The organism is Duffyella sp. Ts4, assembly GCF_051851875.1.
Classification (GTDB): Bacteria; Pseudomonadota; Gammaproteobacteria; order Enterobacterales; family Enterobacteriaceae; genus Duffyella; species Duffyella gerundensis.
The window spans coordinates 1-12,198 of record NZ_JBLYPN010000007.1; the positions used below are offsets into that span (position 1 = coordinate 1).

General features: G+C 49.0%; 17 protein-coding genes. 6 read left to right on the forward strand and 11 right to left on the reverse strand.

Annotated features, from left to right (window positions below; translation table 11 throughout):
• The first annotated feature begins 230 nt into the window (after window positions 1-230).
• Entirely contained in the window at window positions 231-785 is a 555-nt protein-coding gene (locus ACJY2L_RS12275) for a gamma carbonic anhydrase family protein (RefSeq protein ID WP_439214594.1), read from the forward strand.
• Here the strand turns inward: ACJY2L_RS12275 and ACJY2L_RS12280 are convergent.
• The 6 genes from ACJY2L_RS12280 to dprA are packed head-to-tail and all read right to left on the reverse strand — an operon-like array spanning window position 752 to window position 4,542.
• The gene (locus tag ACJY2L_RS12280) at window positions 752-1,012 is read right to left on the reverse strand and encodes a DUF1488 domain-containing protein (protein WP_439214592.1); all 261 of its coding nucleotides are present in this window, start codon (window positions 1,010-1,012) and stop codon (window positions 752-754) included. The two genes, ACJY2L_RS12275 and ACJY2L_RS12280, sit on opposite strands and share 34 nt — an antisense overlap.
• Window positions 1,009-1,827, reverse strand: coding sequence for a shikimate dehydrogenase (aroE, locus tag ACJY2L_RS12285; protein ID WP_439214590.1), 819 nt, complete (start codon window positions 1,825-1,827; stop codon window positions 1,009-1,011). The genes ACJY2L_RS12280 and aroE overlap by 4 nt, the downstream gene beginning before the upstream one ends.
• A 3-nt stretch (window positions 1,828-1,830) precedes the next feature.
• A complete protein-coding gene (gene tsaC, locus ACJY2L_RS12290; RefSeq protein ID WP_439214588.1) occupies window positions 1,831-2,403 on the reverse strand; it encodes an L-threonylcarbamoyladenylate synthase type 1 TsaC in 573 nt (190 codons plus the stop codon).
• A complete protein-coding gene (locus ACJY2L_RS12295; protein WP_209500754.1) occupies window positions 2,396-2,950 on the reverse strand; it encodes a DNA topoisomerase family protein in 555 nt (184 codons plus the stop codon). Before ACJY2L_RS12295 ends, tsaC begins: the two co-directional genes overlap by 8 nt.
• A gap of 25 nt (window positions 2,951-2,975) precedes the next feature.
• Window positions 2,976-3,449: a DUF494 family protein Smg gene (smg, locus tag ACJY2L_RS12300; RefSeq protein WP_067427390.1), complete on the reverse strand. Its 474-nt coding sequence runs from the start codon at window positions 3,447-3,449 to the stop codon at window positions 2,976-2,978.
• Window positions 3,421-4,542, reverse strand: coding sequence for a DNA-protecting protein DprA (gene dprA, locus ACJY2L_RS12305; protein ID WP_439214586.1), 1,122 nt, complete (start codon window positions 4,540-4,542; stop codon window positions 3,421-3,423). Before dprA ends, smg begins: the two co-directional genes overlap by 29 nt.
• A gap of 115 nt (window positions 4,543-4,657) precedes the next feature.
• On the opposite strand from dprA, the gene def reads away from it, so the two are divergent.
• From def to mscL, 5 genes are all read left to right on the forward strand, one after another.
• Window positions 4,658-5,170, forward strand: coding sequence for a peptide deformylase (gene def, locus ACJY2L_RS12310; RefSeq protein ID WP_067427386.1), 513 nt, complete (start codon window positions 4,658-4,660; stop codon window positions 5,168-5,170).
• Window positions 5,171-5,183: 13 nt separating this feature from the next.
• Complete coding sequence (gene fmt, locus ACJY2L_RS12315; RefSeq protein ID WP_187488713.1) at window positions 5,184-6,131, forward strand: methionyl-tRNA formyltransferase; 948 nt, start codon at window positions 5,184-5,186, stop codon at window positions 6,129-6,131.
• Between the two features lie 46 nt (window positions 6,132-6,177).
• Entirely contained in the window at window positions 6,178-7,467 is a 1,290-nt protein-coding gene (rsmB, locus tag ACJY2L_RS12320) for a 16S rRNA (cytosine(967)-C(5))-methyltransferase RsmB (RefSeq protein WP_439214584.1), read from the forward strand.
• 32 nt (window positions 7,468-7,499) lie between these two features.
• The gene (trkA, locus tag ACJY2L_RS12325) at window positions 7,500-8,876 is read left to right on the forward strand and encodes a Trk system potassium transporter TrkA (protein WP_067427383.1); all 1,377 of its coding nucleotides are present in this window, start codon (window positions 7,500-7,502) and stop codon (window positions 8,874-8,876) included.
• A gap of 108 nt (window positions 8,877-8,984) precedes the next feature.
• The gene (mscL, locus tag ACJY2L_RS12330; protein ID WP_439214582.1) at window positions 8,985-9,395 is read left to right on the forward strand and encodes a large-conductance mechanosensitive channel protein MscL; all 411 of its coding nucleotides are present in this window, start codon (window positions 8,985-8,987) and stop codon (window positions 9,393-9,395) included.
• On the opposite strand, the gene ACJY2L_RS12335 is transcribed toward mscL, so the two are convergent.
• The 5 genes from ACJY2L_RS12335 to rpsD form a co-directional block, all read right to left on the reverse strand.
• Window positions 9,392-9,607 carry an alternative ribosome-rescue factor A gene (locus ACJY2L_RS12335; protein WP_439214580.1) on the reverse strand — a complete coding sequence of 72 codons (216 nt, stop codon included), beginning with the start codon at window positions 9,605-9,607 and terminating at the stop codon, window positions 9,392-9,394. The genes mscL and ACJY2L_RS12335 overlap by 4 nt on opposite strands.
• Before the next feature lie 55 nt (window positions 9,608-9,662).
• A complete protein-coding gene (locus ACJY2L_RS12340; protein WP_439214578.1) occupies window positions 9,663-10,025 on the reverse strand; it encodes a DUF1992 domain-containing protein in 363 nt (120 codons plus the stop codon).
• Between the two features lie 105 nt (window positions 10,026-10,130).
• Window positions 10,131-10,517 (reverse strand): 50S ribosomal protein L17, encoded by a 387-nt coding sequence (rplQ, locus tag ACJY2L_RS12345; RefSeq protein WP_067427377.1) that lies wholly within the window; start codon window positions 10,515-10,517, stop codon window positions 10,131-10,133.
• A 40-nt stretch (window positions 10,518-10,557) separates the two neighbouring features.
• The gene (locus tag ACJY2L_RS12350) at window positions 10,558-11,547 is read right to left on the reverse strand and encodes a DNA-directed RNA polymerase subunit alpha (RefSeq protein WP_067427376.1); all 990 of its coding nucleotides are present in this window, start codon (window positions 11,545-11,547) and stop codon (window positions 10,558-10,560) included.
• Window positions 11,548-11,572: 25 nt separating this feature from the next.
• On the reverse strand, window positions 11,573-12,193 hold the full coding sequence (rpsD, locus tag ACJY2L_RS12355; protein WP_067427375.1) for a 30S ribosomal protein S4: 621 nt from the start codon (window positions 12,191-12,193) through the stop codon (window positions 11,573-11,575).
• Between the last annotated feature and the right edge of the window lie 5 nt (window positions 12,194-12,198).

Below are 12,198 nucleotides of genomic sequence, written 5' to 3' on the forward strand. Positions count from 1 at the left end.
GCTGGAGAGTTTCCTCATCCTGCACACCGTGCTGTGTAAGCCGTTGTGCCGTGTCAGTGGAGGCGCATTATAGGGATCCGTTCGATTAGCACAAGCGTTTTTTAGATCTTTTATTTTGATTGCGCAGATTCTGTGCTCATCGTCCGGATCACATACGATCCGCTTAACTTTCGCTCACTAAACTTGAGGTTTTGCCACACAATTAGATGATTTCATGTAAGGAGCAAAGTATGCCTCAACCGTTAAAAGCTTATAAAGATACCTTTCCCGTCTGTGGTGAGCACGTCATGGTCGACGAATCCAGTGTGGTAGTCGGTGATGTTCATCTGGCTAACGATGTTAGCATCTGGCCATTGGTAGCGATTCGTGGTGACGTTAATCACGTTATTATTGGCGAACGCAGCAACATTCAGGATGGATGCGTACTGCATGTTACGCATAAGTCGGACCGTAACCCTCAGGGTTTTCCGTTGTTGATTGGTAAAGATGTGACAGTCGGCCACAAAGCCATGCTGCATGGCTGTACCATTGGCGATCGAGTTTTAGTTGGGATGGGAACTATTGTGCTGGATGGCGTCATTATCGAAAATGACGTAATGATTGGTGCAGGTAGTCTTGTACCACCGGGCAAAAGACTGGAAAGCGGCTATCTCTACTTTGGCAATCCCGTAAAACAGATACGCCCTTTGAATGAGCAGGAAATTGCAGGATTGCTTTATTCAGCGACTAACTACGTTAACTGGAAAAATGACTATCTCGCGCTGCTCAACCAGACCCAGCCCTGATCATCATCTTTTTGCTGTTCGATGAGGGTTTGCGCTTCTTCTTCCAGATCCCAGCGATGAGCACTGAACAGTTTGTCAGCCAGGTGCTCATTGCCATAACGATGCTGTAACTCACTTGCGGAAATAGCGCAGGTAAGGCTGATGCCATTTACCAGCGCGGGAAAACACATCGCATCAATTTCTCTATTCCACTCTTCGCGATCGGGAAATTGAATTGCCTGATTCATGACAGCAGCTCTTTGTGCAAACGGTCAATCACAGGTTCAACGTCGGGAAACTCGCCATGCCAGAGATAAAAAGCATGTGCGGCTTGTCCCACCAGCATCCCTAATCCATCTGCAAGCTGACTGGCTTCATGTTGCTGACCCCAGCGCAGAAAAGGCGTTAAACCCGGCTGGTAAAACATGTCGTAACAGCGGGTCGAAGGCGCAATGATTGTTGAAGGTAACGCTGGCACTTCTCCCGAAATCCCACTGGACGTTGCATTCACAATCACATCAAACGGCTGTCCGCTCAATTTTTCCATGGGACATGCGATTACGTCGCCATGTGATTGAAAGAGAGTGGCTAGTTCCTGCGCCTTCTCAGCCGTTCGATTTGCTATGGTGATCACGCAGCCTGCAGAAAGCAGTGGCAGAATAACCCCTCTTGCTGCCCCTCCCGCGCCCACCAGCAAAATACGGCAGCCCGGCGCGATCATTTGCAGGCGGGAAAGATCGCTGACTAAACCAATCCCATCGGTGTTGTCGCCGAGAATCTTTCCCGCACCGATTTTTTTAAGCGTGTTGACGGCCCCCGCCAGAGCTGCTCGCTCGGTTAACTCATCTGCCAGCTCAAATGCCTGTTGTTTAAACGGCACCGTCACATTTGCGCCTTCGCCACCGTTCGCAAAAAAGTCTTTTATCGTGGCAGGAAAAGCGTCAATGGGTGCACAGACGCGACCATACGGATGTTCGATGCCCGTTTGTGCAGCGAACAACGCATGAATCAACGGTGATTTACTGTGAGCGATTGGATGACCAAATACGGCAAAACGTTCCATCTTTTATCCCTGGCGAATCAATGCACCTGTAATAACATCTTTAATTTCCGAAGGATTTTTTCTTCCGCCGGTCACACCTGCCAATACGGGAAAATCGCTACCAAACTGCGCCAGAACGTCTTCCATTGAACGGCAAGGAGGCTGACCGGAAAGATTGGCACTGGTAGAAACGATAGGTTTGCCGAATGCCTGGCAGAGAGCTCTGACATCAGGATGATCGCTTACGCGAATAGCCAATGAATCAAACTGGCCGGTAAGCCATCGTGGAGTTTGCGGCTTTGCCGGCGCCACCCATGTTACTGGTCCAGGCCAGCTGTTCAGCATGCGTTCACGCTGGATAACAGATAACTCACGATCGGCAATATAGGGTTCTAATTGCGAGTAGTCGGCAGCAATTAGGATCAAACCTTTTTCGATCGGACGCTGCTTCAGAGCGAGCAGAGCTAAAACCGCCTGCTCATCATCCGGATCGCATCCCAGCCCAAAAACTGCTTCGGTTGGATAGGCGATAACGTTATGGTTGCGTAAATGGTGCAGGCAGTTCTCAAATGATGATGAATGAATCGAGTTAATCACTTTCAGTTCCTGATGCCACAGGTTTGCCGCAAATTTTGCTGGCACAAAATTGCTTCATTCCCTGCGCGGTTTTCTTTTCTATTAGCAGAGGAAAATGGCAAAACGCACATTCGCCTTCTATCGGTTGTGCGTTAATCGCAAACTGGCAGCTGGGATAGCGATTACAGGAATGAAAAGTTTTGCCAAAACGTGAACGTCGTTGAACCAGATGGCCAGTCTCACACTGAGGGCAAGCAATTGCTGTTTCATCCGGACGATCGATCACTTCCGTATGCGGACATTCCGGGTAGTGGCTGCAACTAATAAACATGCCGTATCGTCCCTGGCGCAATACTAAATCGTTACTGCAGACTGGACAGCTCTGTCCCTCTAAAATTTTCACAACGTGTCCGTCGCTTTGACTTTTAAGCGGACGAGAATAATCACATTGAGGATAATGCGTGCAGCCCAGGAAGGGACCATGTTTACCGGAGCGTATAACAATTTCTGCCCCACATTTGGGGCAGAGTTCGTTTTTTCGCACCGTAAAGAGCGCTGGTTTATTCATAACTGCTCAGGCATGAAGAGAGTCTTCAGTGCATCATTCCTTCGTTGACGTCAAAAAGTAATTCTTCCATTTGCTGATAGGCATTTTCACATCCCGGGATGTTAAATAACACCATCAACACGACCCATTTAAGATCTTCCAGATCGAATTCAAAAGTATCAAGCGCCATGATGCGTTCAATAACCATCTCCCGGGTTTCGAGATTGAGTACCTGAATCTGTTCCAGGAACAGAATGAAGCCCCGGCAACTGGCATCCAGACGCTGGCTCTCTTCTTCCGTATAAATACGCATAGAGAGCGGATCGGTAGTTAACAAAATCGGCGCAACGAGGCCATCCTGATAATCTGCCAGCTTCTCCAACCAGTTCAACGCATTGTAGATATCTTCCCGATGAAAGCCGGCATCCGTCAAATCATCAGTGAGCTTATCCTGATCAACGCGCATTTCAGCCTCGCTGTGGATATACGTTTCAAACAAGTACATTAGTACGTCGAACATGGCATGCCCTCCTCAATCGGACATAGCCGCCGGGTACAGCTGCGATCCATCCTGCTAACTCCAGCTCAAGCAACTTTGCTGCGATAGCTGGCACAGGTTGGCCGGCACGTTCAGCGACGACGTCAACAGGTGTAACCTCATCTCCTACGTTAGCCAACACCTCAGCAAATGGCAATGGAACATCAACGTTGTCTGATGAATATATTGCGTCATCCGCAGAAAATGGTAACCAGGCAAAATTTTGATTGAGCTGCTCAACAATATTATTGGGATGTGCGACCAGTAAGGCGCCCTGCTGAATAAGCCAATGCGTACCTTCACTGCTGTTATTTCCCAGCGGTCCGGGCAACGCATACACATCGCGATTTTGCTCAAGCGCATAACGCGCCGTGACCAGAGAACCACTCTTGATGGAAGCCTCAACAACCAGAACGCCTTTGCTAAGGCCGCTAATAATGCGATTCCTTCGCGGAAAATTAGTGGCGTAAGGGGGTAACGATAGCGGGAATTCGGAAACTATCGCCCCGCCCGCCTCAATAATGTCATGTGCCAGGCCAATATGCCGCTGCGGATATATATTTTCCAACCCACTTCCGAGCACTGCCAGTGTTTTTCCCGATACTGACAGCGCGGCGCGATGTGCAATACCATCAATTCCTCTTGCCAGCCCGCTGGTTATTGTGAGTCCGCTTAGCGCAAGCGCCTGGGTAAAGTATTCCCCCCACTGACGACCATAATGTGAACAATTTCGACTTCCAATAACGGCTAGCTGAGGTGTCAGCAGTAATGAAACATTGCCTGTCACAAACAACAGTGCAGGAAATGCAGTAATAGCAAGCAGCTGTGGCGGATAGCGTTCATCTTCGGCGGTAATTAAAAAATGGTTATCGGCTTCCAGCCACATTGCTGTCTGCTCTATGAGGTGCTGCGGACATGACCAAAATTGCTCCCGCTGCAATTCAGTTAATCCGGCATGTATACACGCGTCTTCATCGACCCCCTGTTGAGACAGATACCTCGCTGTAGCCAGCAGCTGTGTACCTTTTAATCCTTTTACTACCGATAACCGCAACCAAAGCTCACTTTTTTCCACGGCTGCCTCCTTGCAAAGCCCGGTATCTCATACCGGAATGCTGTCAATCGGGCAGTGAAATGTCTACAATACAGGGAACAATTTTCCCTTTTCTTGAACACAGATCTGGATAGTTATGTCAGTTTTGCAGGTATTACATTTCCCTGACGATCGTCTTCGCATTGTCGCCAAGCCAGTTAAAGAAGTGAATGCGGATATTCAGCGCATCGTGGATGATATGTTTGAAACGATGTACGCCGAAGAAGGCATTGGCTTAGCGGCTACGCAGGTGGATATTCATCAGCGCATCATCGTTATCGATGTATCAGAAAATCGTGATGAGCGTTTAACGCTCATCAATCCTGAATTGCTGTCAAAAGATGGCGAAACCGGTATTGAGGAAGGCTGCCTTTCTATTCCGGAACAGCGTGCTTTTGTGCCGCGCGCAGAACGAGTGAAGATTCGCGCATTAAACCGCGAAGGCGAAGCATTTGAGCTTGAAGCCGATGGCCTGCTCGCCATCTGCATTCAGCATGAGCTGGATCATCTGGTTGGTAAGTTATTCATTGATTATCTTTCACCGATGAAACGTCAGCGTATTCGCCAAAAAATGGAAAAACTGGCGCGCCTGAATGCGCGCGATGCCTGATTAAGGAATAAGCGTGTCCGAATCATTGAACATCATTTTTGCCGGCACGCCAGACTTCGCGGCCCAACACCTGTCGGCGCTTCTGTCATCACAGCATCGTGTCGTGGCTGTTTTCACGCAGCCTGACAGACCGGCCGGGCGTGGTAATAAATTAGCTGCCGGGCCAGTAAAAACGCTGGCTCTTGAAAATAATATTCCGGTGTACCAACCAAAATCTTTGCGGCCTGCAGAAAATCAACAGCTGGTTGCAGATTTACAGGCTGACATCATGGTTGTTGTCGCTTATGGGTTGATTCTGCCTGCGTCAGTACTGGCAATGCCGCGGCTGGGCTGTATCAACGTTCATGGCTCGCTGCTGCCACGCTGGCGCGGCGCAGCGCCCATCCAACGTGCCGTATGGGCTGGCGATGCGCAAACCGGCGTGACCATTATGCAAATGGATGTTGGTCTTGATACTGGAGACATGCTGCTTAAGCTTGACTGCCCTATTGAACCTGAAGATACCAGTGCAACGCTTTATCACAAGCTTGCCCAGCTCGGGCCAACAGGCATGCTTGAAACGTTGGCCTTGTTGGCAACTGGCGAAGCGAAACCGGAAGTGCAGAATGAAGCCAGCGCGACTTATGCTGAAAAACTCAGTAAAGAGGAAGCTCGCCTGAACTGGCATTTGAGCGCGGCGCAACTTGAGCGCTGTGTTCGTGCCTTTAATCCGTGGCCAGTCAGCTTTTTTGTCGTTGATGAGCAACCAGTGAAAGTATGGCAGTCCAGCATTTTCCCTCACCAGCCGAATACCACGCCGGGGGAAGTCATCGCCGCCGATAAGCACGGTATTCAGATCGCAACGTCTGATGGCGTATTGAATATTGAGCAATTACAGCCTGCTGGAAAAAAAGCCATGACAGCGCAAGACCTGCTTAACTCACGCCGTGATTGGTTTACGCCAGGAACCGTGCTTACCTGATACCCGAACCCGGCCATCGCCGGGTTTTATTTAATGACGATGTAAAATGAAAAAAACAACCAATCTTCGTAGCCTGGTGGCCATTGCTGTTGAGCGCGTAATAGAACAGGGGCAATCGCTGAGCACCGTATTGCCCGTTATACAGCGAGAAGTAGCGGAAAAAGATGCCGCACTTTTGCAAGAGCTCAGCTATGGCGTTCTACGTACTCTTCCGCAGCTGGAAGGTATTATTGGCAAGTTAATGGCCCGCCCCATGACCGGCAAGCAGCGGACTATTCATTTCTTGATCATGGTTGGTCTTTATCAGCTTATACATACGCGTATTCCTGCTCATGCCGCCCTGGCAGAAACCGTTGAAGGCGCAGTCGCGCTGAAACGCCCACAGCTGAAAGGGGTAATTAACGGTGTTTTGCGTCAATTTCAGCGCCAGCAGGATGAGCTTCTTGCGCAGCATGAGCAATCTGCACAGCGCTATTTGCATCCTAAATGGCTGATGAATCGCTTGCAACAGGCCTGGCCTGAGCAATGGCAATCGATTGTAGAAGCAAATAATCAGCGCCCGCCGATGTGGCTACGTGTTAATCAGCAGCATCATTCACGCGAAGACTGGCTAAAGCTGTTGCAGGAAAGTGGTAAAAACGCCATCGCTGACGAGCATGCAAGACATGCAGTGCGTCTTGAAACACCTTGTGGTGTCTCGCAGCTTCCGGGATTTAGTGAAGGTTGGGTAACCGTACAGGATCTTTCAGCTCAGCGGTGTGCTGAGTTTTTAGAGCCGCAAAATGGAGAAAGCATTCTTGATTTATGCGCTGCTCCTGGCGGGAAAACCACGCATATTTTGGAAGCAGCGCCTGAAGCCATTGTACTTGCCGTTGATGTCGATGAAAAACGGCTTGCGCGTGTTCACGAAAATTTGAAACGCCTCGGGCAGCACGCTGATGTTAAGGCAGGAGATGGGCGTTTTCCGGAACAATGGTGCGAAGCCAGCCAGTTCGATCGTATCTTGCTGGATGCGCCCTGCTCTGCAACCGGTGTCATTCGTCGTCATCCAGACATCAAGTGGTTAAGACGAGATGCAGATATTGCCGAACTGGTTAAGCTGCAGAGTGAAATATTTGATGCGGTCTGGCCGCGCTTAAAATCCGGCGGCACATTTTTATATGCTACATGCTCAGTACTCCCAGAAGAGAACCACCTTCAGGTAGCTGCATTTTTACAGCGGCATCCGGATGCGCAACATGTTCCACTGACTGATTCAGCGGAACCGGGATTACAAATTTTCCCGCAGCACGACAGCGGTGATGGTTTTTACTATGCGAAGCTGATTAAACGTTAATCTGAAGCCTAATACTTGAGGCAGGTTCACTGATGAAAATCATTATATTAGGCGCCGGGCAAGTGGGCGGAACGCTGGCGGAAAACCTGGTTGGCGAAAATAACGATATCACCGTTGTGGATACCGATACCGGGCGGCTGCGCCAGTTGCAGGACAAGTTCGATCTTCGTGTTGTTCAGGGACACGGCTCACATCCTCGCGTTTTACGCGAAGCTGGCGCCGAAGATGCTGACATGTTGGTCGCCGTAACCAGCTCAGATGAAACAAACATGATCGCGTGTCAGGTAGCCTACACGCTTTTTAATACACCGAACCGCATTGCTCGTATTCGTGCCGTGGATTATGTGCGTGATTCTGAGAAATTATTTGGCCCTGAAGCCGTACCGATTGATCACCTGATTGCGCCTGAGCAACTGGTGATTGATAACATTTATCGCCTGATCGAATATCCTGGTGCGCTGCAAGTGGTCAATTTCGCAGATGGGAAAGTTAGTCTTGCGGCGGTAAAAGCCTATTATGGCGGACCATTAGTTGGCAATGCTCTGTCTATTATGCGCGAGCACATGCCGCATATAGACACGCGAGTTGCCGCAATTTTCCGACAGGATCGCCCTATCCGTCCGCAAGGTTCTACGATTGTGGAGGCTGGTGATGAAGTCTTCTTTATTGCCGCCAGCCAGAATATTCGCGCCGTGATGAGCGAGCTTCAGCGACTGGAAAAACCCTATAAACGCATCATGTTAGTCGGTGGCGGCAATATCGGTTTTGGCTTAGCGCAACGCCTGGAAAAGCATTACAGCGTCAAGCTGATTGAAAGAAATCAACAACGAGCCGCGGAACTCGCTGAACAACTGCAAAATACCATCGTGTTTTATGGTGACGCATCCGATCAGGAATTATTAGCCGAAGAGCATATCGATCAAATCGATCTGTTTATCGCCGTTACCAATGACGATGAGGCTAATATTATGTCAGCAATGCTGGCCAAGAAAATGGGTGCCAAAAAAGTCATGGTGCTGATCCAGCGTCGTGCATATGTTGATCTGGTTCAGGGCAGCGTCATTGATATTGCCATTTCGCCTCAACAAGCCACTATTTCCGCCCTGCTTGGACATGTACGTAAAGCTGATATCGTCAGCGTTTCATCACTCCGACGCGGCATAGCAGAAGCGATAGAAGCGATTGCTCACGGCGATGAAAGTACTTCACGGGTTGTTGGTCGCACCATTAACGATATTAAACTTCCCCCAGGAACGATCATTGGGGCAGTGGTTCGTGGAGATGACGTGATGATTGCCAATAACAATTTGCGCATTGAGCAAGGCGACCATGTCATCATGTTCCTGACTGATAAAAAGTTCGTTCCTGATGTTGAGCGCCTGTTCCAGCCAAGTCCGTTTTTTCTGTAAAAGATTTCCAGATAAGTTATTAGCAATCTATGCAAATTAGCTAAGCAACATGGCAAACCCCGTATCGTTTGTTAGACTTTACCCACTGGTAATGGAAAGGAGATAAGAATGAGTTTATTCAAAGAGTTTCGCGATTTTGCCATGCGCGGCAATGTGGTGGATTTGGCAGTAGGTGTCATCATCGGTGCGGCCTTTGGTAAGATTGTATCTTCATTGGTCTCAAACATCATTATGCCGCCACTGGGCTTGCTTATCGGGGGAGTAGATTTCAAGCAGTTCAGCTGGATATTAAAACCAGCGAATGGGTCAACGCCTGCGGTAGTAATGGAATATGGCATGTTTTTGCAGACCGTATTCGATTTTGTCATCGTAGCTTTTGCAATCTTCATTGCTATCAAACTGATGAATAAGTTGCACAAGAAGAAAGAAGTTGAGAAGCCGGCACCGAAGCCTACGGCTGAAGAAAACCTGCTCACTGAGATCCGAGACCTGTTAAAGCAGCAAAACAGCAAGATCTAAAATTTACGCCGGGCTAGAGCTAAAAGGCCAGTGGTAAAGTTTGCTTTACCACTGGCCTCCCAGTTGCCCTTCTTATGATGTTTATCCTTCCGTTTAAAACTTCCTTTCCCTTTCTGATTTACTTCAACCCGTGCTCTAAATAATGGATCGTGTAACAGAGCTTCGAGCGCGTTATCGCGTATTTTCCCCTTCGTATGCTTATAGTCGGCCATGCAATCATTTCCTGTGTTTAAAATGGATGTCATCTGAACAATTTAATGCAGATGATTATTTCATACGGTTGCGTAAACTCGCGGCATAATCACCATGGAGAAACTCGGTATTCATTCCTGCCTGACGCAACGTTAACTCCACGACTTGCAGACGCTTAAGATAGTGTGCATATTGCGGATTTTCAAGCTGGCAACTTTCTAATAATTCATTCAACTCCATGGCTTCGCGACGCAACTGAAGTTCTGGCGGCAAAAAACCTGCATTTTTTAGTATTCGATAAGACGCGCGTAACTCCTGAGGGACATGGCTATCATCCTCTATCTGAAGTGGCATGCCAGCACCAGGTAGATTATCGAATTCACCTTCAGCCAGTGCTTTACGAATATGCTCTTCAGCAAGTTGGTCAATTAACCACATATATTACCCCCTGAAAAAAGAGACGTGACTGGCCCAGGTTAACGTACCGCCATAATAAAGATATAAAAAAACCCGCCGGAGCGGGTTTTTCCAAGTAGCTACAGATTACTCTGCAGCAGCTTCTGCTTGAACTTCTGGACGATCAACGAGTTCGATGTAAGCCATCGGAGCGTTGTCACCAGCACGGAAGCCACACTTAAGAATACGAGTGTAACCACCTGCGCGGCTCGCGAAACGCGGGCCAAGTTCATTAAACAGTTTTGCCACGATCTCGTTATCACGAGTGCGGGCGAATGCCAGACGACGATTAGCTACGCTGTCGGTCTTGGCAAGTGTAATCAGCGGCTCAACTACACGACGCAGCTCTTTCGCTTTCGGCAGGGTCGTCTTGATGATCTCATGACGAACCAGAGAGCCAGCCATGTTGCGAAACATAGCCTGACGATGGCTGCTGTTGCGGTTCAGTTGACGACCACTCTTACGATGGCGCATGACCTTATCCTTCTCAGTGAAACCTTAACCTGTGATCGGTTTATTCATCAGCAATGCTGGCTGGCGGCCAATTCTCAAGGCGCATGCCCAGAGAAAGACCACGTGATGCCAACACATCTTTAATCTCAGTAAGAGATTTTTTACCCAAGTTAGGCGTTTTAAGGAGCTCAACTTCAGTACGCTGCACCAGATCACCGATGTAGTGGATAGCTTCTGCCTTAAGGCAGTTAGCAGAGCGGACAGTCAATTCCAGATCGTCAACAGGGCGCAGCAGGATCGGATCGAATTCTGGTTTTTCTTCTTTAACTTCTGGTTGACGTACATCACGTAGGTCGACAAAAGCTTCAAGTTGTTCAGCCAGAATGGTTGCCGCACGACGAATCGCCTCTTCAGGATCGATTGTGCCGTTAGTTTCCATTTCGATGACCAGCTTGTCCAGGTCGGTGCGCTGTTCTACACGCGCTGCTTCAACATTGTAGGCGATACGGTCTACAGGGCTGTAACAGGCGTCAACCAACAGGCGGCCGATCGGGCGCTCATCTTCTTCCGAATGAATTCGGGCAGACGCCGGCACATAACCACGGCCACGTTGAACTTTGATACGCATATTAATAGATGCGTTGTCATCGGTCAGATGGCAGATCACGTGCTGCGGCTTGACGATTTCGACATCACCGTCATGGGTGATGTCGGCTGCAGTCACAGGGCCAATGCCAGATTTATTCAGAGTAAGAATAACCTCATCTTTACCCTGAACTCTTACCGCCAGCCCTTTCAGGTTGAGCAGGATTTCCAGGATATCTTCCTGTACTCCCTCTTTGGTGCTGTACTCATGAAGTACACCATCAATTTCAACCTCGGTCACCGCGCAACCCGGCATGGATGAAAGCAGAATACGGCGCAGTGCGTTACCAAGAGTATGGCCAAAGCCACGCTCTAAAGGCTCAAGGGTCACCTTGGCGTGCGTCGAACTGACTTGCTCGATATCTACCAGGCGCGGTTTTAGAAACTCTGTCACAGAACCCTGCATTGTGTCCTCTCTTTGGTACTAAGCTTTACTTAGAGTAAAGCTCGACGATCAGGTGTTCGTTAATGTCCGCAGACAGATCGGTACGCTCAGGAATACGCTTGAACACACCTTCCATCTTAGTAGCATCAACTTCCAGCCAGGTTGGCTTTTCACGCTGCTCAGCCAGCTCCAGAGCGGCTTTCACGCGAGATTGCTTTTTGGCTTTCTCACGGATGCTAACAACGTCATTCGGAGTTACCTGATAAGAAGCGATGTTAACAACGCGGCCGTTAACCATGACGGATTTATGGCTTACCAGCTGGCGTGCTTCTGCACGAGTGGCACCAAAACCCATACGATAAACTACGTTATCAAGACGGCCTTCAAGCAGAGCCAGCAGATTTTCACCTGTGTTGCCTTTCAGACGTGCTGCTTCTTTATAATAGTTACGGAACTGACGCTCAAGAACGCCATAAATGCGACGTACTTTTTGCTTTTCACGTAACTGACCGCCGTAATCAGACAGACGCGGTTTACGCGCTCCGTGCTGACCAGGCGCTTGATCAATTTTACACTTGGTGTCAATCGCACGAACGCCAGACTTAAGGAATAAGTCTGTGCCCTCACGACGGCTCAGCTTGAGCTTAGGACCCAAATATCTTGCCATTTTCT

What these genes read in the sequence shown, in the direction of transcription:
- ACJY2L_RS12295 (WP_209500754.1), bottom strand. Translation starts at nt 2,950, where the DNA reads ATGAATAAACCAGCGCTCTTTACGGTGCGAAAAAACGAACTCTGCCCC.
- mscL (WP_439214582.1), top strand. Translation starts at nt 8,985, where the DNA reads ATGAGTTTATTCAAAGAGTTTCGCGATTTTGCCATGCGCGGCAATGTG.
- ACJY2L_RS12340 (WP_439214578.1), bottom strand. Translation starts at nt 10,025, where the DNA reads ATGTGGTTAATTGACCAACTTGCTGAAGAGCATATTCGTAAAGCACTG.
- def (WP_067427386.1), top strand. Translation starts at nt 4,658, where the DNA reads ATGTCAGTTTTGCAGGTATTACATTTCCCTGACGATCGTCTTCGCATT.
- ACJY2L_RS12335 (WP_439214580.1), bottom strand. Translation starts at nt 9,607, where the DNA reads ATGGCCGACTATAAGCATACGAAGGGGAAAATACGCGATAACGCGCTC.
- ACJY2L_RS12350 (WP_067427376.1), bottom strand. Translation starts at nt 11,547, where the DNA reads ATGCAGGGTTCTGTGACAGAGTTTCTAAAACCGCGCCTGGTAGATATC.
- ACJY2L_RS12280 (WP_439214592.1), bottom strand. Translation starts at nt 1,012, where the DNA reads ATGAATCAGGCAATTCAATTTCCCGATCGCGAAGAGTGGAATAGAGAA.
- trkA (WP_067427383.1), top strand. Translation starts at nt 7,500, where the DNA reads ATGAAAATCATTATATTAGGCGCCGGGCAAGTGGGCGGAACGCTGGCG.
- rpsD (WP_067427375.1), bottom strand. Translation starts at nt 12,193, where the DNA reads ATGGCAAGATATTTGGGTCCTAAGCTCAAGCTGAGCCGTCGTGAGGGC.
- rplQ (WP_067427377.1), bottom strand. Translation starts at nt 10,517, where the DNA reads ATGCGCCATCGTAAGAGTGGTCGTCAACTGAACCGCAACAGCAGCCAT.
- smg (WP_067427390.1), bottom strand. Translation starts at nt 3,449, where the DNA reads ATGTTCGACGTACTAATGTACTTGTTTGAAACGTATATCCACAGCGAG.
- aroE (WP_439214590.1), bottom strand. Translation starts at nt 1,827, where the DNA reads ATGGAACGTTTTGCCGTATTTGGTCATCCAATCGCTCACAGTAAATCA.
- rsmB (WP_439214584.1), top strand. Translation starts at nt 6,178, where the DNA reads ATGAAAAAAACAACCAATCTTCGTAGCCTGGTGGCCATTGCTGTTGAG.
- ACJY2L_RS12275 (WP_439214594.1), top strand. Translation starts at nt 231, where the DNA reads ATGCCTCAACCGTTAAAAGCTTATAAAGATACCTTTCCCGTCTGTGGT.